Here is a 23,052-nt window from a genome sequence, read left to right on the forward strand (position 1 = left end):
CACTCGCAGTTCCGCTCACCGACAGTGCGCTACTTTCCGCTCGCCCACGGCTGCATTCCGATCTCGGGACGCTTCGCGCAGATGAGCCGCGGGTTTGGCTTGGCGGCGGCATGCCAGTGACCGACATGGGCTCCCGGGGGATCGTGATCGGTACGCTTTTTTCCCGTCCCGACGGGGCGGCCTGCCGTTCGATCGTGTTCGACCGGGAGGTGGACGAAGACGCACAGAGCATGGCTCGTCGTCTGCTCGATCGGTGTTGGGGTGCCTACATCGCTGTATTGACTGACCCTGACGAGCGCAGGGCATCCGTTCTCGTCGATCCTTCAGGACTGCTGCCGGTGTATTCGGTCACTACCGCGAACCACGTGGTGATATCCTCTAACGTTCGGGTTCTCGAACGATGCACGCATGTGCACCTGCGGGTCGACTGGAAGGACGTCCATGCGTTTCTTTGCCGACCCGAGCTGCGCTCGCGCGCCACCTGTCTGGAAGGCGTGCGAGAGGTACCGCCCGGCAGCCTGACCACCATCTTCGGACGCTCGATATCGGAAAAGCTCCTCTGGCGACCCGATGCCTTCATGCCTGTCGTCCCCCATCCCTCGTTCGGCGATGCGGCCAACCAGCTGCGCGAGACGGCGATTGCCGTGATAGGCGCCTGGGAAAGATCGCTGGGGCCAGTCACCGTGGCCGCATCGGGGGGCGTCGATTCCTCGTTCATCTGCGGCGCACTCCATTGTGGCGGTGCGGCGTTTTCATGCGTCACGGCCGCCACCGCCGATCCCAGCGGCGACGAGCGACCAGCCGTCCGGCGTCTGGCCGAACACCTCGATGTCCCTCTCGCGGAAGGCATCTACGACCCCGCGCTATTCGACCCTCTCGAAAGTGCCTCGGGCGCCTTGCCTCGCCCTTCGCGCAAGTCCTTTCTCAACGGCGTCGATCGGTTGTTTGCCAAGGCTGCCGATGATCTCGGTGCGGTTACGATCATGGACGGCAACGGCGGTGACAATCTGTTCTGCTATCTACACTCGGCAGCACCGATTGCCGATCGACTGCGAGCCGAATTCACACTTTCGGGCTGGGCCTCGACATTCCTGGACAGCTGTCGCGTAACCGGCTGCGATGTTCCCGAAATGGCGACAGCGATCTGGCGCAGGATGACGAGGTCGGCTGGTTTCCCGCCGTGGTCTGCTGACGCGCGTCTGCTGTCACGTCCCGCGCCGGACTTCGAAAGTGCCGAACCGGTAGCGCCCTGGACCAGGGTTCCCGTCGGGCCGCACGGCGGCAAGCATGATCACCTGGCGCTGATCATGCGATGCCAGAACCATCTGCACGGACTGATATCGCCCATGTCGCGCTTTTCACCCTTGATGAGCCAGCCGCTCATGGAATTGTGCCTCGCTATTCCGACCTGGTTATGGTGCGAGGGCGGATTGAATCGCTCTGTGGCGCGGCGCGCTTTTGCAGATGCATTGCCACCCTCGATCCTCACGCGCACAGCCAAGGCCGGCCCCGATAGCTATATCCGCGCGATTTTCGATCGGAACCGGCAGGCTGTCAGGCACTCCCTGATGGACGGCCTTCTCGCACGCCAGGGCCTGCTCGACCTGCCGGCCGTCGAACAGGCCCTGGGGATCGACGCTTACACCGGAGATTCGATTATCTACCGGTTGCTCGACCTTGCCGAAGCCGAACACTGGGCTCGGGCGTGGCAGGATTAGGAACCGGGCGAGCAGGTCAACTCGGCCCGTGTTGGAGCGCCTTCCATCGTCAGCCACCGGTCGTATTGCCGGTCGCGCTCGGAGGCACAGTTTCTTCGCTTCATGAGCCAGAACTCGAACCATTCGGTGGTCCGTTCGTAGACCGCACTGCGATGGGCAGGCTGCCATTTGTAGTGCGTCTCATCCTCGAACACGTGAAGCTCGATCGGCTTGCCCTTGTGGCGGTAGACCTCGACCACATCCAGACCGCCCTCATATTCGCTGTCGGCATTCTGGATGAGGATCGGGACATCGACGCGGTCCACGTTGAGGATCAGCGACATCGGGCGCCAGAATTCCTCCGCGCCGTCCTCGAGGAACCGGTAGCCGATGCTCCGGGTGAACGCACTGTAGGCGGGCCCGGCGGACAGCACGTAGCTGTACATGTCCTCGCAGCACGATCCGAGGCTGGCGACCTTGTATCGAGGCGAATTGATCAAGGCGAACTGGGCCGACGAGACCCCATCGCTCCAGCCGGTGAGGCCTATGCGACCGGCATCGACAGTGCCGGTCCCGATCGCGTGATCGAGCGCGATATCGAGCGAGGACTGGACATTGCGCCGGTCGAGCCAGTCGACCCTGTTGGCGCTCAGCAGTTCGGTCGCGGTTTGCGCTTGTGCGACAGCGGGGACGAGGTCGGGCTTGGCGAAACTCAGAACGGCAAAACCGCGAGCAGCCAGTGGCTGTATGGGGACTTCGTCCCCCGAGCCTCCGCGCAGGAACCCGTGGCTTATATATTGGACGACGACCAGCGGATGGCGTTGACCCGGCCGATGATCGGGAGGCAGCACGAGATCGGCATAGCTTTCCACACCATAGGCATTGCTGAACCGGAAACGCTGGACCGAACCAAGGTCGAGAGAGGAAACCAGGGGATTGGGATCGTGAATCAGTCGCGCCTCGCCATTGTCGAGGCCGATCCCCACCAGCCGTCGCGGGGTTGTCGCTCCTTCGCGCGCGCAGATGATCTCGTCTGCGGCCAGAGCGCATCCGATCAGCATGTCGTCGCTGACCATCAGGCGGCGCGGTACACTGGCACCGATATCCCAGCGCAGGATTCCCATGCTGCTCTGCCCCCAGCCTGTCTTCTGGACGGCGAAGAGCGCGCGTTCGGAAGGCGACCACCACATCCGCATGATGCCTTCGCACAGCTTTGCAGCGCAGCTGATCCGGGTGTCCGTCGGATCGGACAGCACCAGCCGTGTCGGAGAGATATAGCGGTCGGGAAACTTGGGCTCGAGCCATGCGGCCCATCCTTCGGGACCGGCGGCGTAGCCACGCGCCCGCTCGGGGAGGCCTTGCGGTCCTTCCGGAGACAGCACGGCTATCTCTTCTGGCGTGGAGCTTCGGGATTCCCCTGTCGCGAGATCGATGGTGGTGTATTCCGTCGCGATTGCTTCCCGCGGGATCGGGCGGGACGTGAATTGCGGCGAAATGCTCTCGTCGTAGAGGAAGCCCCGGCGCGCCTGCTGTGCGATTCCCAGCGCCGCCCGTCTTATTCCGGGCCTCGTGGCGACAACGAGCGCTTCGCCGCCGCCGAGCCAGGCGAAACCGTCGACATCGTCGGGGAGGGTGGTGACTTGCCGCGTGTCCGTTCCTCCCGCGCTGTCCGCCAGCCAGACCTGGTTCGACCCTTCGATCCGTTTGAGATAGGCGATCGCGCGTCCATCTGGCGACCAGCGCGGCGTGTTGACCTTGACCCAGCCCGCGGTGACCGACGGAAATTCGCGCAGCCGAAAATCGTCACGCAGGTATTCACCGCCCCGATCGAGCTCCCGCGGTGCCTGGCTCCTGTCGAGCGGCATGACCACCAGCCGCTGGCAATAGCTGTTGGTCTCGGCATTGCCGCGCCGAACGACAAAGGCGATCTGCGTCATGTCGGGAGACACCCCGAAGGCGCTTGGCGTTTCGTCGGGATCCGACCGCCCGATATCGGCCAGTTGCACCAGGTCCACTGCCGTCATGGTGCGCTCCTCGACATGCGACGAAGCGCCGTCGAAAGCTGCGCAGGGGTCTTGAGGCGACCGGGGCAGTTCGGCGGTGGGGATGATCGAGAAGGACAGGGCAGCAGCCAGGAAACTCATCACCAGTGCCTCCTGATCCCGAAGGCGATGAAGCGGCCGATTGGCGAATAATTGGTCGAATCATACGGTGTGTCGTTGGGCCCGGTAATGGCGATGACCTCGGGCTCGTTATCGAAGACGTTCTGGACGGTAAGCGAAACCTCCAGGCCCGGATCCCTGCCCGCGCCTTCGATAATCTCGTAGCTGAGTCCGAGATCGAGAGTTGCGCTCGGGGCAATCCGGCTTTCTTCGGCAAATCGCCGGTCGCTCAAGGCTCCGGTATAGTTGAGCGCGGCATTCGCCTTGAACGCGCCCGTGTCGTAGCGGACGGTTCCGCGTGCGCGGACGCGCGGGGGATTGAACACTGTTCCCGAAAGCTGCACCTCGGGGAGCTCGGCGGTCAGCTGCTGGGCGCTGTCGAGCCAGCTGCCGGCGATCTCGAACGACATGGAATCGTCGCCGCGCAGCCTGCGGGTCCAGGAGATGCGCGCATCGATGCCTTCGATCTGCTGGACCGCTACGTTGATGTTACGATTGTCGACCAGGGCGACCACATTGGCCGCATCGTAGGGCGAGCCGGAAAAGTTCTGCAGGCCCAGCTGGGCTCCGGAGATGAGTCCTGCCAGCAGATCGGCCTGCGGCGAGAAATCGATCAGGCTGGCGAAACCAGGATCGCGGAAGGCAGCGGCAATCGATCCGGCAATCGGCTGCACGACCCTGTCGCTGTAGCGAATATCGTACCATGTTGCCGAAACGAGCAGGCCGGGGACACCGGCAAGCTCAAGCTCGATCCCGGCGGTCCAGCTGCGTGCACGCTCGGACTGGATATCCGGATTGCCGCCGCTGATGAAAAGGACGGTGTCCGGACCGGAACCCGCGCCAAACGCGGCAGCAGGGAGCAGGAATGCCTGATAGGGCGTAAACTGCTGAAACAGCGTCGGCGCCTTGAAGGATCGCGACCAGCTTCCCCGGAAGGTCAGCCCGGCGACAGGCGAGTAGATCGCACCGAGGCGCGGCGTGGCGAGCTGGTCGAGGTTCGGGTAGTCCTCATAGCGCAGCGCGGCCGAGAGACTGAGCCGTTCGATGCCGGCAATGCCGTTTCTACCCGAAACGACAGGCAGGTAGAGTTCGCCATAAGCGAACCGGCTGCGCCGGGTGATATCGAAGGCCGCCGAGGGACTGGCATTGATCTCTCGCGAGAAATCGAGACGATTGTCGCGAAACCCCGCACCGACCGCGAGCCTTGCAGCCCCGCCGGGAAGCGTGAACAACGGACCCTCGGCACCGATCTCTCCGGAAGCGATGGCGTTGCAGAAGCAGCCTGTCGTGACCGTTTCCGCGCCATTTTGCGTGGAATTTGTCTGGAAATGCGTTCGATCGCGCCCGAACACGCCAAGCGCCGTCGCCATCCAGCCCGAGCCGAGCTCGATCTCGAGCGAAGGGGCGAAAGTGATCGATTCGACATCCGGCTCGGACACGAACCGCGCCGCCGGCGTGCCGCTGACGATTCTTGAGCTACGTGTGGAATAGAGCGCATCGAGGCGTGCGGTCACACCGGACGCGACCATCTGGTGCCCGGAAAAGATTGCCGCGTGGCGACGCTGCGAAGGATACAGCGAGGTCTCGGGATCGAGCGATGCCGCATAGGAGCGCTGGCGCGCCGCGATCCTGGAGTTGTTGGAAAAGTCGTAGGCGAGCAGGAAACCGCCACTGCTCCAGCGCGTGCCTCCGACGATGTCCGCCTGCTGGCGGAAGTAGCCCCCATCCGTGCTTGCTCCAATCTGCCCCGATGTGGTGATGCCTTCGAAGTCTCGCCGCAGAACGACATTGACGACCCCTCCCACGGCGTCTGAGCCGTAGATAGCCGATGCGCCGTCCGGTACGATTTCGATCCGGTCCACCGCAGGCAGGGGTATGGCGGAGATATCGACACCCTGGAGCGCCGAATCGTATGGCAGGCGGTGACCATTGAGGAGGGTCAGCGTGGCGTCGGGGCCAAGGCCCCGCAAATTGGCGCTCGACGCCGAGTTGACATTGCTGTTCGCGGTGCCCGCACCGAAGCCGATCCCCGGGTTTTGCCCCCCTGAGAAATTCTGTGGCAGCGAGCGGATCGCTTCCCCGAGATCGATTTGCCCTGCTTCCACGATGGCCTCTCCATCGAGCGAAATAACCTCGCCGACCACCCGCGCGCCGCGAATGCGGGTACCCGTGACGACTATGGTGTTTCCTTCGTTCTCGCCTTGCGAGGCTTCCGCGTCGTCGGGCGCGGGGCCGGGCTGTTCGCCCGCCTGTGCACGAAGCGGTGTGGCAAATACGACGAGAGCCGTCCCCGCGAGGAGGGCTGGCAGCCCTCTTGATTTCAGCATCATCCTGATCTCCCTGTTCAATCGCGACATGCCGTTCTGGCTTCGCCGTTGCAGGGGTTGACGCATGGGTGGGCTGGCACCCTAGTTGCACATGAAATTAAATTGACCGGGACTCAGACGTCCTCGGCGGCCAGCTCGCGCCGCAGGTGAGCGAGAGCTCTCGTCATGTGGTATTCGACCGTCGACAACCCGACACCGAGTTCGAGATGAATTTCCCTGTAGGATTTCTTCTCGAAGCGGCTCATCGCGAACACCCGGGCGGTCTTCGCCGGGAGTTCGGCCAGCGCTTCCTCGAGAAGCTGTTTGGTCTCCGCCGCGTGTAACCGGTCTTCCTGGCAAGGTAGACTGGTGCCATCGCCATTCTCGGTGAGCGACAGGGTTACGATCCGGCACCGACTCCTCCGGGCGAAGTCGATTGCCAGGTTCCTCGCGATACAATGCAGGAAACCGCCCGGATTGCGCAGTTCATTCAGTTGCGCGCTCCCAGCGGCACGCAGGAAGACCTCCTGCGCAAGATCGCTGGCGTGCTCGTGACCGACCTTGCGCTTCAGGTAAGCCAGCACTCCGGCACGCTCATCCCTGTAGAGAGCTTCGAGCAGGCGGCTGCGCGGAAGCGATGCCCGCGTGGTTTGCGGTGACGAGGGCGAGGAAAGCGATTGTGTAGCGTGGTGCCGGGATCCGGCAGCGAAATCGGTCATGCTCAGCGGGAGCAGGCGACCGCACTCGTCGGCTCGTCAGCATGAGCCGGATGCGGAGTCCAGGTCTTTGCCGCCGTTCGGGACGCCGCGACGTCCCTTGACCGGATCGGCCGCCGGGCCTTGGCCGGACCGGCGTGCATGATGTCTGGCGGAACTGTCCACGCGTCCGTTGCCAGCAATTCGGTGCGCGCCAACCAATCGTGCCCAAACGCGATTGATCATGCAAGGCGCAACTACTCCATACCGGAGGTGTCCGCAGGCAAGCTCTGCGCGTCCGACCTTCTTCAAACGTCGTGCCCGCATCACCATTTCTGGGGAGGCGGCTGGCCGGATAGGAGAATGCCGGGCGCAAAACCGTTGCGGTAGCAGGACCATCGAAAGGAGGGGCTCCATGGTCCGCATCCCCGAATGGCAAAGGCGCTTCGACGGTTTCGATTTTTCGGACTTCGCGCAGGAATTCCTGCGGCGCAATCCGGACTATCGTGCCCAATTCGCCCGCTTCCGCCGTGCGGGTGACGGCAAAACGCAAGCTCTCGCCGGCCGGCGAAGCGCGCGTTCATGGGGCCTCGAATTTCCTCGTGGATCCCGCATCCGGAGCCGATGTCTGTCCGGCATTATGGCGCCCCGAAGACAATCCGAGCGTCGTTGTGGTCGCATCTTCAGCCGTGTGTCGGACGGAGCTCGCGTCCGCGTTTCACATGCGATCGCTGCTGGTTGAAGCGGAAGCCGGCGCAGATCGGCACCTGGTGCTGGCGGGAAAACACGCGCGCCACCGTCTCGTGGTGACCCCGCCGGCCGCTCGCGATGGCTATATCGTCCCGGCCGATCGCTCGATGTCCGTTCGACTGGCGGCGCTCAGCGCGCTTCATGAGCATCCGCGCAGTCGGCAGGCCATTGCAGCTCGCGCTGCGCTGACACCCTCACCCTATCTCAGACATCGGCTGGTTCTCCTGCTCGCAATTCTCGACAGGCTCGACCCAGCTTCAGGTGAACCCGCAACGGTTCGGCAGATCGCGCGCGATCTGACCTTTCCCGGTCGGGATTACGATCGCGCGATTGAATGGAAGTCATCTTCCGACCGGCGCCAGACCCAGCGTCTTGTCGCCGAAGCGCGGCGCATGACAACGACGGGCTATCGTGATCTCCTGAGCGGCTCCACGCGGCTGGCCTCGCGCACTGAGCGCTGCGACGGAAGCGATGAGGGCCGCGATTAGCAATCGACCGGAGGCCCTTTCGAAGGGCGTGGGCATTCCCGCTACTTTCCAATCTTACTGTTTAAGCTATCGTTTTCTGCGGTGCCGGGTCTTGTGTTCGGTATCGCCACAAACCGAACCTTCAGGGGGGCGCGCAACAGCAACTGCCGGTGCCGATGGCATGGAACCATTGGGTGAGGCATACAGCAGGCGATCGAGCGGCGGTGTGTTGGATTGCACCCTCGTCGGTCGAACAGGCCGGACTATGTATGCCTACTTCGCAGAGGAGTTCGCTACTGAACTCATAAATGTACAATCGGACACCGAACTGAGTGGGGCTCTTGCCGAGGTATCGCGGCGCCTCGGTTTCGACCATTTTGCCCTTAGTCTCGAATTGCGCTCGGGATCGCGCGAGGCGCCGGGCTTGCTTCTGCACGATTATCCCGATGAGTGGGCAAAGGTCTATGTGGCGTTTGATCTGGCGGGCCAGGATCCCGTCCGGCGCGCTTGCGACAAGAGCTTTATCGGCTTTGCATGGGATATGCTGGAGGAGATGATTCCGCTTACCCGCGGGGACCGGCAGATGCTCGCCGTCGGGAAGGAATGTGGAATCGGCGACGGCTATACAGTGCCACGACACCTGCCCGGACTCGCGCGCGGAACGTGCACCTTTGCCGTGTGTCCGGACAGGGATCTGCCCCGTTGTCGCCTGGCCCTTGCCGAGATCGTCGGCACGCTCGCGCTCAGTTGCGCCCTTGCCCTTGGTCCCTCTCGTAGGACGGAAACCGTTCCCGTGCTCAGCGATCGCCAGCGCGAGTGTCTATTGTGGACCGCGCGCGGCAAGACCGCCGCCGAGACCGCGATCATACTGGGTATCGGCACCGAAACCGTCATCCAGCATCTCAAAATGGCCCGCGAACGCTATCAGGTTCATTGCAAGCAGTCGCTCGTGGTCGCAGCTCTTTTCGATGGGCTGATCGGATTTGCCGACATTATCCGGTGGCGAGACACGGGCTGAATTCTGCCCATGCAGTTGGGACGCTTTGCAATCCCGCGGAAGCTTACATCCCCTGTTCTTGGTATGTCGAAGCGGAACCAGATCGATCAGTTGCTACCTGTCTTTTCAATCACAGGCAGCAACAATGCAGAACGATACCAGTCCCGCCGATCCGGTGCTCCGGACCATGTTCGCGGCCCGTAAGCGGGTCTTCGTCGATCTCCTCAAATGGGATGTCCCCGTGCTCGAAGGAGCCTACGAAATCGACCAGTTCGATACGAGCGAAGCGTCCTATGTCATTCTCACTGATGACAAGGGCAGTCACCGCGCATCTGCGCGGCTGCTGAAGACGGACAGGGCGCATATTCTCGGCGAGCTGTTTCCGTCTCTTTGCGATGGCCCCGTCCCGGTGCGCGAGGACTTTCGCGAGATCACCCGCTTCTGCATCGAGCCGACACTCTCGCGTCTGGAACGCCGGGCCGCGCGGGACGAACTTGTAACCGCCCTCGCGGATCACGCGCTGATCGCCGGGATAGCCGCGTATACCGCGGTCGCTACGCCGAGCTGGTTCCGCCAGATTGCGAAATTTGGCTGGCGATGCCGAGCACTCGGCCCCGGCAGCCGAATCGGCGGTGAAAACCTTATCGCGCTTCAGATCGATATCGATGCGGGCACGCCTGCTGATCTCGCGTGCGGTGGTGTCTACCGCCAGGGATCCTATCGTGTGGCCGACTACGAGCTGGAGATCGCGGCATGACTGGGGCACCGCATTCGCCCTGGCTCGACCAGATCAGAAAGCAGGGCTATTGCATCATCCCCAACGCTCTGCCGAGTGCAATCCTCGCAGCGCTCGATACGGACCTCCAGCAGACCTACGCAAAGACGCCTTTCGGTGATGGCGAGTTCTATGGCTACAAGACGAAGCGGTTTGGGAGTTTGCTGCGCCGCTCGCGCTGGGCGGGAGACCTGGTCCTTCAACCGCTCATCCTCGCGCTTGCCCGTGAAATTCTGGGCAAAGCCTGCGAACGCATCCAGCTAAATGTCGCGCAGGCGATTGCAGTCCATCCCGGCGAGATCGAGCAGTTCCCGCATTGCGACCACGACATGTGGGCAGGGGAGAAGGGCACGCATGAATATCTGCTCAATGTCATGTGGCCCCTGACCGAATTTACGGCGTCCAACGGCGCGACGCGAATATATCCCGGCACCCACAGGCAGAAAATTGAGTCGCTAGACCAGCTCGGCACGCCAATCGCGGCCGAATGTCAGCCTGGCGATGCCATTTGCTTTCTCGGATCGACGGTGCACGGAGCGGGACCTAATCTGACCAGGCACGTGCGCCGTGCGGTGGTGATCGGTTACAGTCTTGGCTGGCTCAAGCCCTACGAGAATCTTTGGCTCGCCTATCCGCCAGAAGTCGCGCGGGAATTTCCTGCAGAACTTGCCGAGCTTGCGGGCTATTGTCAGCACCGGCCCAATCTTGGCAATTACGAAGGCCAGTGCCCATCAATCTTGCTGCGCGACGATATTGCCGAGTTTCCGCGGGCGACCGATGCGCTTCGCGACGACCAGAAAGCGGCGGTGCGCGAATTTGCCGAGGCGCAGCGCGGCGAAAAGTGAGCCCTGCCCACGTCCTTGAGCCGACCTATCAACGCCTCAAGCGTGCGCTGATGGAGGGAACCTGGGCCAATGGGGCCAAGCTCGAGGCAATGCGGCTTGCCGACGATTCCGGCGTCAGCATGACACCGGTGAGGGACAGCCTGAACCAGCTGGTTGGCGAGGGGCTGGTCGACCTCACCCCTGGCGACGGCTTTCGGGTGCCGGTTCTGACCGAACAGGGTTTGCGGGATGTCCTCCGCGTAAATGCGGTTTTGCTTGAAACAGCGAGCGACGAAGTTTGGCGAATCCCGAACGCGCGCGATCTCGAAGACTGGCCTGACGATTATGCTGGCCGCATGGCAGCGGTGTTTTTGGTACTTGCAGCCGGGTCGGGCAACCGGTGCCTGGCGGTCCTGATCGATCGGATCAGTGATCGGCTGCACCGGGTTCGGATCCATGAACCCGACGTATTGCCCGACGCTGCAGAAATCCTCGCTGAAATCGAGGCGAGTCTGCGAGGCTCGCGTAGCGAACGGCTGCGCGCCTTGCGGCGTTACCATCGCAGATGCGAGGAGCGGGTTCCGAAATTGGTCAGTCGCCTGTCGGGATAGTTTTCCGAAACTCAATTCTGTTCCGCTTTCAACGCGCCCATCGAACCGAATGCACCGCCGCCACGAGGTCGTTCGTCAGAACCGAGCCATTGTAGGTTCGTCCCCATCCGAGAATGGGAAGATAGCGCGCAAGCAGGCTGGGCTCGGCCATAGCTTCGACTACTCCTGCAGCGCTTTATGACTGGGATTCCATCGAGCGAAAGATCAGCATTCCGGCCAGCATAGCCATCACGAAGACTGCTGCCTTTGCAGGCTCGATGACGAGCGCTGCAAAGCCCGGCCCGGGACACAGGCCTGCAATCCCCCAACCGGTGCCGAACAGCGCCGCGCCGCCGATCAGGCGGGGGGTCAGGTCGGTCCGGTCGGGAAGAGCGAATGTCGTGCCAATCAAAGGCTGCGCCATGCGCGCCTGAATCCGCCAGGCGATCGCCATCACGATAACCGCGCCGCCCATCACAAACGCGAGGGTGGGGTCCCAGTCCCCGAATATGTCGAGAAAGCCGCGCACACGCGCTGGGTCGACCATGCCGCCCAGTGCCAGCCCGGCACCGAACAGGCTGCCTGACAGGAGAGCCACTAGCCACGAGCGGGTCATGACAGCACTTCCAGCCCCAATGCATTCATGATGGCGACGGTTGCGATACCAGCTGCCATGAAGGTTGCCGTGGCGACGATCGAGCGCTGCGAAAGCCGGCTGACACCGCATACGCCGTGGCCGCTGGTGCAGCCGCTGCCGATGCGCGTGCCGATGCCGACCAGGAGGCCCGCCGCCACAAGTGGAAGGTACCCGGCAAAGCTGGCCTCGATACCGCCGGTAGTCCAGGCAACCAGCAAGGCGCCGAGTGGCAGGCCTACAACAAACGCCCACGCACCGGACCGGGGCATACCGTCGCCGCTGATACCGAAGGCGCGCGCGGCGATGCCGGACACGCCGGCAATTCGTCCTGCACCCAGCAACATCAGCGCGGCGGCCAGGCCGATCAGCACTCCACCAAGCAATCCGGCGAGCGGGGCGGCATCGGGAAATCCGGGAAGCATCACAGCTTGTTGACCGGCATCTTGAGGTAAGACGTGCCGTCGCTTTCGGGCGGCGGCAGATGGCCGCCGCGCATATTCACCTGGATGGCGGGCAGGATCAGGCGCGGCATTTCCAATGTCGCATCGCGCTGGGTGCGCATCTCGACGAACTGGTCCTCATCCACATCTTCGTGAAGATGCACATTGGCTGTGCGCTGCGCGAGCATGGTGGTCTCCCATACGAATTCCGTGCGATTGGGCGCCTTGTAATCATGGCACAGGAACACCCGCGTCCTGTCCGGCAGGCGCATCAGCCGGCGGACCGAGCGGTACAGCTTGCGCGCATTGCCGCCCGGAAAATCGGCCCGGGCGGAGCCATAATCGGGCATGAACATCGTATCGCCGATAAAGGCCGCATCGCCGATGATATAGGCCATGTCCGCTGGGGTATGGCCGGGCACGTGAAGAGCGATCAGCGGAATATCGCCAATCATCAACGCGTCGCCATCTTCCATCAGCCGGTCGAATTGCGATCCGTCACGCTCGAAATCGGTGCCTTCGTTGAACACCTTGCCGAACACGCCCTGCACGGTCACAATTTCGCGGCCGATGGCCAGTTCGCCGCCCAGCTTTTCCTGCAGATAGGGCGCGGCGGAAAGGTGATCGGCATGGGCGTGAGTTTCCAGGACCCAGTCGACGGTCAGACCTGCATCGCGCGCATAGTCGATAATTTCGTCCGCCGCTTCCAGGCTGGTGCGGCCCGAAGGCTGATCGAAATCCCAGACGCTGTCGATAATGGCCGCGCGCTTGGTCTGATCGTCGCTGACCACATAGGTCGCGGTAAAGGTCGGCTCGTGGAAGAAAGCCTTGACGTGCGGTGCTCGCAGATCGCCCGCAAGCACATCGTTCACCTGTTCGATGGCCTTTTCGATATTCGTGTCGTCGCTCATAGTGTTTCTCCGGCGTCGCCGCTCGGCTGGGGGGATTGGCCAAGCTCGGGGCAAAAGATGTCGTGCAGCAATTCGAGAACCCGCTGCGCATTCGGGTCGCACACACGGTAGAACACCGATTGGGCATCCTTGCGGGTCGCGACGAGATCGTCTTCGCGCAATTTTGCGAGGTGCTGCGACAGGGCGGACTGGCTCAGCCCGACGCGCTGCGCCAGATCGCCGACGGACAGCTCGCCAGCCTCGGCAAGGAAGCAAAGAACGAGCAGGCGCGACTCGTTGGCTATCAATTTCAGCAGGCGGCTGGCCTCGCCGGCCTGCCGCGTGAAATCCGTATCCGGAGACCCATCGTGGCTCATGATTTGCTCCGTTAGTATTCACTAATTTAGAATAATCTAATGTATTTTCAAGGGGGAGGGGGTATTCGCCTCGCTTCGGTAGGGAAGTCATTTTCTGCAACCGACCATCTGTGTTCACGGGGGCGCTTCGTGCGACACGATTTTCGATGGCGGCGTTGGAACCCGTAGTCACTCCAGCTTCATTGACCGGGCAGGAGAATCGATATGAACTACGATTTGATGGTAATCGGTACGGGGACGGCAGCCATGGTTTGCGCCCTGCGCGTTGCGAAGGCGGGTTGGAAAGTCGCGGTTGTCGACGAGAAGCCATTCGGCGGCACCTGCGCGCTACGCGGCTGCGATCCCAAGAAAATGCTGGTGGCCGATGCAGAAGTGATCGACGCGAAACAGCGCATGACAGGTCACGGGGTGAAGGGGGATCTGCGCATCGATTGGCCCGACCTTATCCGGTTCAAACGCAGCTTTACCGACCCTGTGCCTGAAAAGCACGAGCGGCGGTATGAAGAGGCCGGCATCGTGACCTTGCATGGTACGGCAAAATTCACCGGGCCAAATCAGCTCTCCGTAGGCGACTATGAAATCGAATACCGCAAAATCCTGATCGCGTCGGGAGCCAGACCGATACCTCTAGCCATCCCAGGCGAAGAGCACCTGATCGACAATGAGGGCTTTCTCGAACTGCCTTCGCTGCCGAAGCGCATCGTTCTGGTCGGGGGCGGATATATCGCTGCCGAGTTTTCCCATATCGCTGCCCGTGCGGGAGCCGAGGTCACGATCCTTCAGCGGGGACCGCGCATGTTGACGCAGTTCGAACCCGAACTTGTGAACTGGCTCATGGATGCGTTCGACCGGATCGGTGTGCGAGTGATTACCGATACGGCGGTCGATGCCATTCGAAGATCGGGCGGAAAATATGTGGTTCATGCGAATGGCAAGGGCGGCCCGATCGAAGTCGTCGCCGATCTTGTCGTTCATGCGGCAGGACGGGCTCCCGCCATCGAGCGGCTCGATCTCGAAAAGGCCGGGATCGCAGCCGAACATGGAAAGCCGAAGCTGAACAAATTTCTGCAGAGCGTAAGCAATCCGGCCGTCTACGCTGCCGGAGATGCTGCCTCGAACGGGCCGCCACTCACCCCCGTTTCCAGCCATGATGCAAAAGTTGTCGCGGCCAATCTAGTCGAAGGCAATCACCGCGAACCCGATTACAAAGGGGCGCCGAGCGTGGCCTTCACTCTTCCGCCTATCGCCCGCGTTGGCCTCACCGAGGCAGAGGCGAATGAGGCGGGGCTGAGATTCCGGACAAAGTGCGAGCGGACCTCTCAGTGGTTCACCGCCAGGCGGGTCGCCGAACCTGTCTACGGGCACAAGACACTAATCGAAGAGGAGACAGGGACAATACTGGGCGCGCACCTCGTCGGACCCGGCGCAGACCAGGCCATCAATATTTTCGGACTGGCGATCCGCCATGGGCTCACCGCGGACGATCTGAAGACTACAATGTTCGCCTATCCAACCGGCGCGTCTGACATCGGATACATGGTCTAGGGCCGAGCGGTCTCCAGCATGTCGATGACTGCACAGTCGGGCACATGACCGCCCGAACACTGCTCGACGGTAGCGGTAAGATGCCGTTCCAGGCGAGTGAGATCGTCGATCTTGCGCCGTACTTCTTCGAGGTGATGAATTGCAATCTCGCGCACTTCGTCGCAGCATGCTTCGGCAGGACCGCCCAGGTCCAGAAGTGTCCGCACCTCCTTCGGCGCAAAGCCTAGCTCGCGCGCCCGCTTGATGAATTTGAGCGTGCGGAGGTGCCCATCGTCGAAAACCCGGTGTCCGCCTGCTGTACGATCCGGCGCACCGAGCATTCCGATCTTCTCGAAATACCGGATCGTCTCGATATGGACGCCCGTCTTGCGCGCCAATTCACCTATCGACAGGCGGCCCACGCCGAATCTCCTTGAACCTATATCTACTACAGGACGTACATACAGTTCGAATCGAGCGGAGGCAAAGATGACCGAGCAGGCTGTCCAATACGGTGAGGCGAAAAGCGTAAGCGATCGCGGGGTTGCTGGCGTTGGAATGCTGGCGAGTGCAGGGGCGCTTCTCTCTGCGGCTGCCTGCTGCGTCCTGCCGTTGGTCCTCGTTGCTGTCGGGCTCGGTGCTGGCGGGCTCGCATGGTTTGTTCCCTACCACTTGCCGCTCACAATCGCAGCCTTCCTAATCGTGGCCTTTGGGTGGTTCCTTCACGTGCGCCAACTGCGCATCTGCAGTGCTGATGGCTGTGAGAAACCTGCTCGCAGCAGCGCTGCGCGACTGACATTGCTGATTGCCACCGCGATGATCGTCCTGTCTGCGCTATGGGGCTTTATTGAACAACCGCTGATGCGTGCGCTTGGAGGAGCCTGATGCAGATTGTTTCGACGATCACGTGCCCCCATTGCCAAGCGGCCACCACCGAAACCATGCCGACCAACGCATGCTGGTTCATTTATGAATGCCAGCATTGCCGGAAAAGACTGCAGCCATTGGCAGGAGACTGTTGTGTATTCTGCTCTTATGGCGATGCCCCATGCCCCCCGATTCAGGAAGCGTGGGAAGATGGTGACGGTGCTACCTGCTGTCTACCGCAGTAGTGGTGGTCGCATCACGCAAGACACACACGAGATGCTTGTTCCAGTCATTAAGGGCATTGCGTTTTTCGTCTTTCCAATCGTGGCGCTGGTAAACTCCCGCCACGCCCGCACGTGAACCGCTTACATGGTTCAATACCGCCTCGGTAACCTCGAACCTTACACCTAAGCGCTGGAAATTCGTTGCGAGCGTCCGCCGCAAGTCATGAAGGCGCCAGGGAGGCAAAGGTTCGCCTTCGGCTTCCTCGATGGCGCTATCCAGCTTCATCTTGCCTTTATGGTAGCCGGTGAAGCCCGCTCCACTTGCAGTCGCAAACACTCTGCCCTTGCGCGGCCATTTCCCTCCACCTGCCAACCGATCGAGCTCGATCATGGCGAGTTCGTTCAATGGAATGGTGTTGAACTCTCTGTTTTTCGTGCGCCGGCCGGGCAGGGTCCATAGTCTTTCTGCTCTGTCGAGCTCCTGCCAGTGCATCCCGCAAACCTCTTCGCGGCGCTGTCCGGTCAAAATCAATAAGCGGACAATCGGCCCGAAACAGGGATGGCATTCGGGCGTGGCATACCAGATCATGCGCAGCTCCTTGTCAGAAAGCCAGCGATCCCGCGGCCTTACCGGCGGCGGCGTCTCCATGCCCTCAATCGGACTGCGATCGAGATCGCCGCGACTGATAGCCCAGCGGAACAGACGGCGCATCACTGCAAATACGTTCCGGCGATTGGCGACCTGCTCTTCCGGCATCTGGTCGAGAACGGATACGATATCTGCCCTGGTGATCGAAGGCAGCGGCTTCTTGCGTAGAACCGGCTCAAGATGAAGCCTGACCACTCGTTCGACCAGACGTCTCCATCCCTCGCCTTTGCAGGAATGGGTGAAATGCCGCGCGTAATTGTCGAAGGCGAGATCGACGGCCTCACGGCGCCTCTGCTTTTCAGCCTCCACTGGATCGACGCCTTGGCCGACGAGCAGGAGAAGGCGTTCGGCTTCCGAGCGGGCCGTCGTAGGTGTCCACGGAGACCCATGTGCGCCGATCGTATAACGCCGTGCGATTGTCTCGCGCCCGCCCATCCTGAATTGAAGGACGTAAGAGATATTTCCTGAAGGCGTAATCTTGGCGCCAAAACCTTTGAGATCAGTGTCCCAAACGAATTGGCTCGAGCTGCTAGCCTCGAGCGCATCTATCGATTTTTTCGTGATTTTTCCTGTTGCCATCCGGAACCTCGTGTCCTTCTTCTGGCAATCACCGGGTAATCACGCAAGCGGAAAAAGGAGCGAAATGGAGGCAATGCCAGCGTAGGAGGATTCAGCTAAGTACATTGTTTTACAAGGATTTCGCACTTTAGCGTCGTCTAAATCTAAAGTACCAGACTTCGTGGCCGTAGACCTCGCGCGCCTTTGCCTCGTAGCGGGTCTCGCACCAGCCGCCGGGGCGGTTCTCCCAGCTTTGCCGCCCTTCGACCTGCCATTCGAAGCTGTCGGTGTGGCGGCGCATGACCGAGAGGGCATGGCGCAGGTAGACCGGGTGGTCGGTGCCGAAGCGCAGTTCGCCCCCCGGCTTGAGCTTGGCCGCGAACATTTCCACCGGCCCGTCGTTCATCATCCGCCGCTTCGCATGGCGCGCCTTGGGCCAGGGATCGGGATGCAGCAGGTAGAGCATCGTCAGCGCGCCGTCGGGCACGCGGCGCAGGACTTCCAGCGCGTCGCCCAGGTGCAGGCGGACATTGCCCAGCGCGCCGTCGCGCACGTGGACCAGCGCCTGGGCCACGCCGTTGACGAACGGCTCGGCCCCGATGAAGCCGTGATCGGGCAGGAGATCGGCCCGGTAGGCCAGGTGCTCGCCCCCGCCGAAGCCGATCTCGAAGTGGAGCGGGCGGTCGTGGCCGAACAGTCGCTCCGCCGTCACCGGCCCTTCGGCCGGGACCGCGATCTGGGGCAGGAGCCTTTCGACCAGCTCGGCCTGGCCCTTGCGCAGGGGCTTGCCCTGGCTGCGGCCGTAGAGGCGGTTGAGGGTGGTGGGATCGCCGGGCTTGTTCGCGCTCATGACCGGGCCGAATACAGGAATCCCCTGCCGCCTCAAGCCGGGCGCGCGGCGCGCCAGGGCCTCAGGCGAGCGCGGCCCAGATGCCGTAGGCGCTGGTGGCGCTGAGCGCCGTGCCGACCAGGACGAGCATCAGCCGGGGGCTGAACCGGCGCGCCGCGACGGCGCCGAGCGGGGCGGCCGCGATCCCGCCGATCAGCAGGCCCAGCGTCGCCCCCGCAAGGTCGGCAATGCCGATCTGGAACACGAACGTGGCCGAGATGGTCAGCGCCAGGAAGAACTCGACCGCGTTCACGGTGCCCACGACCTTGCGCGGCTCCGCCCCCTGGACGAGCAGGTTGGAGGTGACGACCGGCCCCCATCCGCCGCCGCCCGCCGCGTCGAGGAACCCGCCGACGAGGCCGAGCGGCGCGACGTGCTTCGCCTCGCGCAGCCGCGGGGGGTAGAGCAGCCCGCGCGCGAGGAGGTAGAGGCCCATGACTGCGAGGTAGGCGAGGACGACCGGCTCGACGATCGAGGCATCGATCGCGGTGAGCAGGTAGGCGCCGGTTATGCCGCCGGCCATGCCGGGGATCAGCAGGCGCAGGAACAGCGCGCGGTCGATATTGCCGCTCAACAGGTGGCTGATGCCGCTGGTCGCGGTGGTGAAGCATTCGACCACGTGGACCCGCTGCGAGGCTTGCGCGGGCGGCAGCCCGAGGACGCCGACCAGCAGGGTATTGGTGATGACCCCGAAGGCCATGCCCAGCGCGCCGTCGACCAGTTGCGCGGCGAACCCGATCGCGATGAACGGGACGATCCCGGCCAGCTCGATTCCGAAGATGTCCATCGCGCGCTATTCGTCCCGGCCAATCGCCGGGGCAGCTACGCGCGATCGGACTGGCTGGCGACAGCCGAAATCCTACGCCGGCTGATAGAAAAGCGCGTCAGCGCAGCGGGCGCGCGACAGCCCGCGTGCGGGTTCAGGCCGCTTCGGCCTGGCTTTCCGGGTCGCGCAGCACGTAGCCGCGGCCCCACACCGTTTCGATGTAGTTCTCGCCCCCGCAGGCATGGCTCAGCTTCTTGCGCAGCTTGCAGATGAAGACGTCGATGATCTTCAGCTCGGGCTCGTCCATGCCGCCGTAGAGGTGGTTGAGGAACATTTCCTTGGTCAGCGTCGTGCCCTTGCGCAGGCTGAGCAGCTCCAGCATCGCGTATTCCTTGCCGGTCAGGTGGACCCGCGCGCCATCGACCTCGACCGTCTTGGCGTCGAGGTTCACGGCCAGCTTGCCGGTGCGGATGATCGACTGGCTGTGGCCCTTCGAACGGCGCACGACCGCGTGAATGCGCGCGACCAGTTCCTCGCGATGGAACGGCTTGGTCACGTAGTCGTCGGCCCCGAAGCCGAAGCTGCGGATCTTGCTGTCCATCTCGGCAATGCCCGAAAGAATCAGGACCGGGGTCTGGACCTTGGCGACGCGCAGCTTCTTCAGCACGTCGTAACCGTGCATGTCGGGCAGGTTGAGGTCGAGCAGGATGATGTCGTAGTCGTAGAGCTTGCCGAGATCGAGCCCCTCTTCGCCCAGGTCGGTCGAATAGACGTTGAAACCCTCGGTCGTAAGCATGAGCTCGATGGCCTTCGCCGTGGTCGGCTCGTCCTCGATCAACAGTACGCGCATGGGAATCCCCCTTTGCCCCTTCGGCCCGGTCACTCGAAACGCGGCCGCGCTGCCCCGTGTTCGATAAACAAGCCTGACATTAACCACACAAGGTGTGAACGGAAAAGGTTAATAACCTATAAACGCAGGAAATACGGCGAGTCGTGCGTGGTTGCTGACAGGCCGAATCGCGCGATCGCCGTGCGCTAGCCGCCGGCCGCCAGCCGTTTCTGCCGCCGGCGCTGGACCGAGCTGCCAATGCCCATCGCCTCGCGATACTTGGCCACCGTGCGGCGGGCGATGTCGAACCCTTCGCCCTTCAGCAGGGCGACCAGCGTGTCGTCCGACAGGATCTTCTTCGCGTCCTCCGCGTCGATCAGCGCCTTTATCCGCGCCTTGACCGCCTGCGAACTGGCACCTTCGCCATCGGCGCTGCCGACGCCGCTGGTGAAGAAGTATTTCAGTTCGAACGTGCCCCGGTCGCAGTTCAGGTACTTGTTGCTCGTCACCCGGCTGACCGTGCTTTCGTGCATGTCGATCGCCTCGGCCACGTCGCGCAGGGTCAGCGGGCGCAGCTCGGATACGCCAGCGCGGAAGAACCCTTCCTGCTTCTTCACGATTTCGGCCGCGGTCTTGAGGATCGTCTTCTGCCGCTGGTCGAGCGCGCGGATCAGCCAGTTGGCATCGGCCAGCTTCTCGCCCAGCCAGGACTGCGCCTCCTTCCCCGCGCAGCCGCGGCGCAGCTCGAGATAATAGGCGCGGTTGACGACCAGGCGCGGCAGGGTCTCCTCGTTCAGCGCGATATCCCACCCGCCGTCGCGCGCGGCGGTGACCAGGATATCGGGCACGATCGCGGCCTCGCCCGCGCCGCCGAACCGGCAGCCGGGCTTGGGATCGTAGCCGCGCAGTTCGGCCAGCATGTCGGCGAAGTCCTCGTCGTCGACTTCGCACATCCGTTTGAGGCGGGCGAACTCGCCGCGCGCGACCAGGTCGAGGTTGTCGATCAGCCGGGCCATGCACGGATCGTAGCGGTCCGCCTCGCGCGCCTGGAGGGCGAGGCATTCGCCGAGGCTCCGCGCGCCGACCCCGGTGGGATCGAGCGATTGCACGACGGCCAGGGCGCGCTCCGCCTCGGCCACGGGAATGCCCAGTTCGGCCGCCACCTCGTGCAGGTCCGTGGCGAGGTAGCCGGCCTCGTCGAGCAGGCCGACGAGGTGCCGCGCGACGAAGGCCTCGCGGCTGTCGCCGGCCGCGGCCCCGACCTGTTCGGCGAGATGTTCGGCCAGGGTCGGGCCGTCGCCGCCGCGCTCGTCGATCGAGGGCAACTCGCCGGCCGGCGTCGCCCCGTGCGCCGCGCCCCATTCGCCGTCGCCGGTATCGCGGTCGCGGTCGAGCGCGCCGGGATCGATGTCGAGCGCGCTCTCGTCGCCCGCGGCGCTGTCGGCGGCGGGTTCGCTTTCGCCCGCGGGGGCCGTCTCGCCGTCTTCCCGCGCGACCTCGCCCGCTTCCAGCAGCGGGTTGGCCTCCAGCGCGTCGCCGATGAAAGTCTCGATCTCGAGGTTCGACAGCGCCAGCAGCTTGATCGCCTGCTGGAGCTGCGGCGTCATGACCAGCGACTGCGTCTGCCGCAGATCGAGGCGGGGGGCCAGCGCCATGGCCGGCCTATGCGCGGTCGTGCGGGGCCGGGGCCGCGGCCCTTGCATGGCGCAGGCGGGCCGCGGCCGCGCCGGTCACAGCGTGAACCCTTCGCCCAGGTAGAGGCGGCGCACGTTCTCGTCCGCGACGAGATCCTGCGGCGTGCCGGCGAACAGGACCTGGCCACCGTAGATGATGCAGGCGCGATCGACGATGTCGAGCGTCTCGCGCACGTTGTGGTCGGTGATCAGCACGCCGATCCCGCGCTGCTTCAGGTCGATCACGAGGTCGCGGATATCGCTGATCGAAAGCGGGTCGATCCCGGCGAAAGGCTCGTCGAGGAGCATGATCGAGGGCTTGGCGGCCAATGCGCGGGCGATCTCGCACCGGCGGCGTTCCCCGCCCGACAGCGCCATGGCGGCGCTGTCGCGCAGGCGGGTGAGGCCGAATTCGTCCAGCAGCCGTTCCAGTTCCGCCGCGCGGGTCTGCGCGTCGGGCTCGACCATTTCGAGCACGCAGTTGATGTTCTGCTCCACCGTCATCCCGCGAAAGATGCTCGTTTCCTGGGGCAGGTAGCCGAGGCCCAGGATCGCGCGGCGGTACATCGGCAGGTTGGTGACGTCTTCGCCGTCCATCAGGATGCGGCCGGCATCGGGCTTCACCAGGCCCATGATCGAATAGAAACAGGTCGTCTTGCCCGCGCCGTTGGGGCCGAGCAGGCCCAGGACCTCGCCCTTGTCCACCGTCAGCGAGATGTCGGTCAGCACGCTGCGCTTGTCGTAGCTCTTGGCGATCGAGACGACTTCCAGCCCGCCGTGCGGCATGGGGGCGGTTGCGGTCACGCTCTGCGCGTGGTCGGCAGCGGGCTCGGCAGTGTCCATCGCGCGATCATGTAGCATTGCTGCGCCCTCAGGAAACCCCCCGGTGCGGCGATCTGGCAGGATTCGTGCATGGCGCGCGGGGCCGCCGCCCCGGTTATCGCGCTTGTCTTCGTGTCTTGCGTCTGAAATACTCCGATTCGGATGGGGGAAAACGGAGGAGAGGGCGCTATGGCAAGGGCGCTTCACGATATCGGCGGCGGGGGCGAGCGCGATCATGCGCCCGAGAGGGCGCGCGACTGGCGCAAGGGGATGAGCGACAATGTCGCCTATGCTCTCCTGTTCTACACCGCCCTGCAGATATTCGTCACCGTTCACGCGATGAAGGCGATCGGCTCCTCGATCCTGCCCTACCTCGCGCTGGTGGCGCTGGTGGCCGGCATCATCCCGGCCTGCCGCTGGTTCGAGAAGCGCTGGCGCGACCTGTCGGACGAGCAGGCGGCCGACCCGGCGCTCGCAGCGGCCTATCGCCGCGACCAGGCGATGCTCTGGGCACTCGCGATCCTTCTGCCGCTCGCCCTTACCGCGCTGTTCCGCGGGATCGCGCTGCTCGTCGGCTGACCGCTCGCCTTGCGGGCGGCGCGCGCCGACTCTAGCTGGGGCGCATGACAACGCCCGGAACCAAT

The 23,052-nt window shown here is 63.4% G+C and carries 25 protein-coding genes; 11 read left to right on the plus strand and 14 right to left on the minus strand.

Annotated elements, in window-relative coordinates:
- Nucleotides 1-125: 125 nt before the first annotated feature.
- A complete protein-coding gene (locus T8T98_RS00630; protein WP_251106011.1) occupies nucleotides 126-1,718 on the plus strand; it encodes an asparagine synthase-related protein in 1,593 nt (530 codons plus the stop codon).
- Here the strand turns inward: T8T98_RS00630 and T8T98_RS00635 are convergent.
- From T8T98_RS00635 to T8T98_RS00645, 3 genes are read right to left on the minus strand one after another with little or no spacing between them, the layout of a single operon-like run.
- Entirely contained in the window at nucleotides 1,715-3,841 is a 2,127-nt protein-coding gene (locus T8T98_RS00635; RefSeq protein WP_251104359.1) for an Atxe2 family lasso peptide isopeptidase, read from the minus strand. The two genes, T8T98_RS00630 and T8T98_RS00635, sit on opposite strands and share 4 nt — an antisense overlap.
- Nucleotides 3,841-6,252: a TonB-dependent receptor plug domain-containing protein gene (locus T8T98_RS00640; protein ID WP_251104358.1), complete on the minus strand. Its 2,412-nt coding sequence runs from the start codon at nucleotides 6,250-6,252 to the stop codon at nucleotides 3,841-3,843. Before T8T98_RS00640 ends, T8T98_RS00635 begins: the two co-directional genes overlap by 1 nt.
- Nucleotides 6,253-6,299: 47 nt before the next feature.
- Complete coding sequence (locus T8T98_RS00645; protein WP_082836098.1) at nucleotides 6,300-6,884, minus strand: sigma-70 family RNA polymerase sigma factor; 585 nt, start codon at nucleotides 6,882-6,884, stop codon at nucleotides 6,300-6,302.
- A 391-nt stretch (nucleotides 6,885-7,275) separates the two neighbouring features.
- Between T8T98_RS00645 and T8T98_RS00650 the strand changes: the two genes are divergently transcribed.
- The 6 genes from T8T98_RS00650 (at nucleotide 7,276) to T8T98_RS00675 (ending at nucleotide 11,284) form a co-directional block, all read left to right on the plus strand.
- Nucleotides 7,276-7,602 carry a transcriptional regulator domain-containing protein gene (locus tag T8T98_RS00650; protein WP_228766219.1) on the plus strand — a complete coding sequence of 109 codons (327 nt, stop codon included), beginning with the start codon at nucleotides 7,276-7,278 and terminating at the stop codon, nucleotides 7,600-7,602.
- On the plus strand, nucleotides 7,583-8,098 hold the full coding sequence (locus T8T98_RS00655) for a DNA -binding domain-containing protein (protein WP_251104357.1): 516 nt from the start codon (nucleotides 7,583-7,585) through the stop codon (nucleotides 8,096-8,098). Before T8T98_RS00650 ends, T8T98_RS00655 begins: the two co-directional genes overlap by 20 nt.
- A 244-nt stretch (nucleotides 8,099-8,342) precedes the next feature.
- The gene (locus tag T8T98_RS00660; RefSeq protein WP_251104356.1) at nucleotides 8,343-9,095 is read left to right on the plus strand and encodes a LuxR family transcriptional regulator; all 753 of its coding nucleotides are present in this window, start codon (nucleotides 8,343-8,345) and stop codon (nucleotides 9,093-9,095) included.
- A gap of 124 nt (nucleotides 9,096-9,219) precedes the next feature.
- Nucleotides 9,220-9,831 carry an acyl-homoserine-lactone synthase gene (locus tag T8T98_RS00665; protein ID WP_251104355.1) on the plus strand — a complete coding sequence of 204 codons (612 nt, stop codon included), beginning with the start codon at nucleotides 9,220-9,222 and terminating at the stop codon, nucleotides 9,829-9,831.
- Nucleotides 9,828-10,694 (plus strand): phytanoyl-CoA dioxygenase family protein, encoded by an 867-nt coding sequence (locus T8T98_RS00670; protein ID WP_251104354.1) that lies wholly within the window; start codon nucleotides 9,828-9,830, stop codon nucleotides 10,692-10,694. The genes T8T98_RS00665 and T8T98_RS00670 overlap by 4 nt, the downstream gene beginning before the upstream one ends.
- A gap of 50 nt (nucleotides 10,695-10,744) precedes the next feature.
- A complete protein-coding gene (locus tag T8T98_RS00675) occupies nucleotides 10,745-11,284 on the plus strand; it encodes a GntR family transcriptional regulator (protein WP_251104353.1) in 540 nt (179 codons plus the stop codon).
- Nucleotides 11,285-11,459: 175 nt separating this feature from the next.
- Here the strand turns inward: T8T98_RS00675 and T8T98_RS00680 are convergent, their stop codons facing one another.
- Genes T8T98_RS00680 through T8T98_RS00695 form a run of 4 tightly spaced genes read right to left on the minus strand, consistent with a single transcriptional unit; the run spans nucleotide 11,460 to nucleotide 13,607 of the window.
- Nucleotides 11,460-11,879, minus strand: coding sequence for a DUF6691 family protein (locus tag T8T98_RS00680; protein WP_119082086.1), 420 nt, complete (start codon nucleotides 11,877-11,879; stop codon nucleotides 11,460-11,462).
- The gene (locus T8T98_RS00685) at nucleotides 11,876-12,322 is read right to left on the minus strand and encodes a YeeE/YedE family protein (RefSeq protein ID WP_066558405.1); all 447 of its coding nucleotides are present in this window, start codon (nucleotides 12,320-12,322) and stop codon (nucleotides 11,876-11,878) included. The genes T8T98_RS00680 and T8T98_RS00685 overlap by 4 nt, the downstream gene beginning before the upstream one ends.
- The gene (locus T8T98_RS00690; protein ID WP_251104352.1) at nucleotides 12,322-13,251 is read right to left on the minus strand and encodes an MBL fold metallo-hydrolase; all 930 of its coding nucleotides are present in this window, start codon (nucleotides 13,249-13,251) and stop codon (nucleotides 12,322-12,324) included. Before T8T98_RS00690 ends, T8T98_RS00685 begins: the two co-directional genes overlap by 1 nt.
- Complete coding sequence (locus T8T98_RS00695) at nucleotides 13,248-13,607, minus strand: ArsR/SmtB family transcription factor (RefSeq protein ID WP_251104351.1); 360 nt, start codon at nucleotides 13,605-13,607, stop codon at nucleotides 13,248-13,250. The genes T8T98_RS00690 and T8T98_RS00695 overlap by 4 nt, the downstream gene beginning before the upstream one ends.
- A 204-nt stretch (nucleotides 13,608-13,811) precedes the next feature.
- Between T8T98_RS00695 and T8T98_RS00700 the strand changes: the two genes are divergently transcribed.
- Nucleotides 13,812-15,152 carry a dihydrolipoyl dehydrogenase family protein gene (locus tag T8T98_RS00700; protein ID WP_322295771.1) on the plus strand — a complete coding sequence of 447 codons (1,341 nt, stop codon included), beginning with the start codon at nucleotides 13,812-13,814 and terminating at the stop codon, nucleotides 15,150-15,152.
- Here T8T98_RS00700 and T8T98_RS00705 read toward each other — a convergent pair.
- Entirely contained in the window at nucleotides 15,149-15,553 is a 405-nt protein-coding gene (locus tag T8T98_RS00705; protein WP_066558394.1) for a MerR family transcriptional regulator, read from the minus strand. The two genes, T8T98_RS00700 and T8T98_RS00705, sit on opposite strands and share 4 nt — an antisense overlap.
- Before the next feature lie 67 nt (nucleotides 15,554-15,620).
- Here T8T98_RS00705 and T8T98_RS00710 point away from each other — a divergent pair, with 67 nt between their 5' ends.
- A complete protein-coding gene (locus T8T98_RS00710) occupies nucleotides 15,621-16,016 on the plus strand; it encodes a hypothetical protein (protein WP_066558392.1) in 396 nt (131 codons plus the stop codon).
- 56 nt (nucleotides 16,017-16,072) lie between these two features.
- Complete coding sequence (locus T8T98_RS00715; RefSeq protein ID WP_322295909.1) at nucleotides 16,073-16,243, plus strand: GDCCVxC domain-containing (seleno)protein; 171 nt, start codon at nucleotides 16,073-16,075, stop codon at nucleotides 16,241-16,243.
- Here the strand turns inward: T8T98_RS00715 and T8T98_RS00720 are convergent.
- The 6 genes from T8T98_RS00720 to lptB form a co-directional block, all read right to left on the minus strand.
- Nucleotides 16,221-17,450, minus strand: coding sequence for a tyrosine-type recombinase/integrase (locus T8T98_RS00720; RefSeq protein WP_066558389.1), 1,230 nt, complete (start codon nucleotides 17,448-17,450; stop codon nucleotides 16,221-16,223). The genes T8T98_RS00715 and T8T98_RS00720 overlap by 23 nt on opposite strands.
- Before the next feature lie 127 nt (nucleotides 17,451-17,577).
- Nucleotides 17,578-18,279: a tRNA (guanine(46)-N(7))-methyltransferase TrmB gene (gene trmB / locus T8T98_RS00725; protein WP_251104350.1), complete on the minus strand. Its 702-nt coding sequence runs from the start codon at nucleotides 18,277-18,279 to the stop codon at nucleotides 17,578-17,580.
- Nucleotides 18,280-18,340: 61 nt separating this feature from the next.
- The gene (locus T8T98_RS00730; RefSeq protein WP_251104349.1) at nucleotides 18,341-19,105 is read right to left on the minus strand and encodes a sulfite exporter TauE/SafE family protein; all 765 of its coding nucleotides are present in this window, start codon (nucleotides 19,103-19,105) and stop codon (nucleotides 18,341-18,343) included.
- A gap of 133 nt (nucleotides 19,106-19,238) precedes the next feature.
- Entirely contained in the window at nucleotides 19,239-19,934 is a 696-nt protein-coding gene (gene ctrA, locus T8T98_RS00735) for a response regulator transcription factor CtrA (protein ID WP_160734401.1), read from the minus strand.
- 185 nt (nucleotides 19,935-20,119) lie between these two features.
- Nucleotides 20,120-21,568 carry an RNA polymerase factor sigma-54 gene (gene rpoN / locus T8T98_RS00740; protein ID WP_251104348.1) on the minus strand — a complete coding sequence of 483 codons (1,449 nt, stop codon included), beginning with the start codon at nucleotides 21,566-21,568 and terminating at the stop codon, nucleotides 20,120-20,122.
- Between the two features lie 75 nt (nucleotides 21,569-21,643).
- A complete protein-coding gene (gene lptB / locus T8T98_RS00745; RefSeq protein WP_160734403.1) occupies nucleotides 21,644-22,429 on the minus strand; it encodes an LPS export ABC transporter ATP-binding protein in 786 nt (261 codons plus the stop codon).
- 168 nt (nucleotides 22,430-22,597) lie between these two features.
- Between lptB and T8T98_RS00750 the strand changes: the two genes are divergently transcribed.
- Nucleotides 22,598-22,987 carry a hypothetical protein gene (locus T8T98_RS00750; RefSeq protein WP_160734404.1) on the plus strand — a complete coding sequence of 130 codons (390 nt, stop codon included), beginning with the start codon at nucleotides 22,598-22,600 and terminating at the stop codon, nucleotides 22,985-22,987.
- The last annotated feature ends 65 nt before the right edge of the window (nucleotides 22,988-23,052 follow it).

The organism is Pelagerythrobacter marinus, from assembly GCF_034375205.1.
In the GTDB taxonomy this organism is placed as follows: domain Bacteria; phylum Pseudomonadota; class Alphaproteobacteria; order Sphingomonadales; family Sphingomonadaceae; genus Pelagerythrobacter; species Pelagerythrobacter marinus.

Excerpts from the sequence above, each read along its gene's own strand:
- ctrA (WP_160734401.1), bottom strand. The coding sequence starts at position 19,934 with ATGCGCGTACTGTTGATCGAGGACGAGCCGACCACGGCGAAGGCCATC.
- T8T98_RS00675 (WP_251104353.1), top strand. The coding sequence starts at position 10,745 with ATGGAGGGAACCTGGGCCAATGGGGCCAAGCTCGAGGCAATGCGGCTT.
- rpoN (WP_251104348.1), bottom strand. The coding sequence starts at position 21,568 with ATGGCGCTGGCCCCCCGCCTCGATCTGCGGCAGACGCAGTCGCTGGTC.
- T8T98_RS00680 (WP_119082086.1), bottom strand. The coding sequence starts at position 11,879 with ATGACCCGCTCGTGGCTAGTGGCTCTCCTGTCAGGCAGCCTGTTCGGT.
- T8T98_RS00630 (WP_251106011.1), top strand. The coding sequence starts at position 126 with ATGGGCTCCCGGGGGATCGTGATCGGTACGCTTTTTTCCCGTCCCGAC.
- T8T98_RS00665 (WP_251104355.1), top strand. The coding sequence starts at position 9,220 with ATGCAGAACGATACCAGTCCCGCCGATCCGGTGCTCCGGACCATGTTC.
- T8T98_RS00640 (WP_251104358.1), bottom strand. The coding sequence starts at position 6,252 with ATGCGTCAACCCCTGCAACGGCGAAGCCAGAACGGCATGTCGCGATTG.
- T8T98_RS00645 (WP_082836098.1), bottom strand. The coding sequence starts at position 6,884 with ATGACCGATTTCGCTGCCGGATCCCGGCACCACGCTACACAATCGCTT.
- T8T98_RS00685 (WP_066558405.1), bottom strand. The coding sequence starts at position 12,322 with ATGCTTCCCGGATTTCCCGATGCCGCCCCGCTCGCCGGATTGCTTGGT.
- T8T98_RS00700 (WP_322295771.1), top strand. The coding sequence starts at position 13,812 with ATGAACTACGATTTGATGGTAATCGGTACGGGGACGGCAGCCATGGTT.
- T8T98_RS00650 (WP_228766219.1), top strand. The coding sequence starts at position 7,276 with ATGGTCCGCATCCCCGAATGGCAAAGGCGCTTCGACGGTTTCGATTTT.
- T8T98_RS00635 (WP_251104359.1), bottom strand. The coding sequence starts at position 3,841 with ATGAGTTTCCTGGCTGCTGCCCTGTCCTTCTCGATCATCCCCACCGCC.
- T8T98_RS00750 (WP_160734404.1), top strand. The coding sequence starts at position 22,598 with ATGGCAAGGGCGCTTCACGATATCGGCGGCGGGGGCGAGCGCGATCAT.
- trmB (WP_251104350.1), bottom strand. The coding sequence starts at position 18,279 with ATGAGCGCGAACAAGCCCGGCGATCCCACCACCCTCAACCGCCTCTAC.
- T8T98_RS00715 (WP_322295909.1), top strand. The coding sequence starts at position 16,073 with ATGCCGACCAACGCATGCTGGTTCATTTATGAATGCCAGCATTGCCGG.
- T8T98_RS00720 (WP_066558389.1), bottom strand. The coding sequence starts at position 17,450 with ATGGCAACAGGAAAAATCACGAAAAAATCGATAGATGCGCTCGAGGCT.
- T8T98_RS00655 (WP_251104357.1), top strand. The coding sequence starts at position 7,583 with ATGCGATCGCTGCTGGTTGAAGCGGAAGCCGGCGCAGATCGGCACCTG.
- T8T98_RS00660 (WP_251104356.1), top strand. The coding sequence starts at position 8,343 with ATGTATGCCTACTTCGCAGAGGAGTTCGCTACTGAACTCATAAATGTA.
- lptB (WP_160734403.1), bottom strand. The coding sequence starts at position 22,429 with ATGGACACTGCCGAGCCCGCTGCCGACCACGCGCAGAGCGTGACCGCA.
- T8T98_RS00730 (WP_251104349.1), bottom strand. The coding sequence starts at position 19,105 with ATGGACATCTTCGGAATCGAGCTGGCCGGGATCGTCCCGTTCATCGCG.
- T8T98_RS00690 (WP_251104352.1), bottom strand. The coding sequence starts at position 13,251 with ATGAGCGACGACACGAATATCGAAAAGGCCATCGAACAGGTGAACGAT.
- T8T98_RS00710 (WP_066558392.1), top strand. The coding sequence starts at position 15,621 with ATGACCGAGCAGGCTGTCCAATACGGTGAGGCGAAAAGCGTAAGCGAT.
- T8T98_RS00695 (WP_251104351.1), bottom strand. The coding sequence starts at position 13,607 with ATGAGCCACGATGGGTCTCCGGATACGGATTTCACGCGGCAGGCCGGC.
- T8T98_RS00670 (WP_251104354.1), top strand. The coding sequence starts at position 9,828 with ATGACTGGGGCACCGCATTCGCCCTGGCTCGACCAGATCAGAAAGCAG.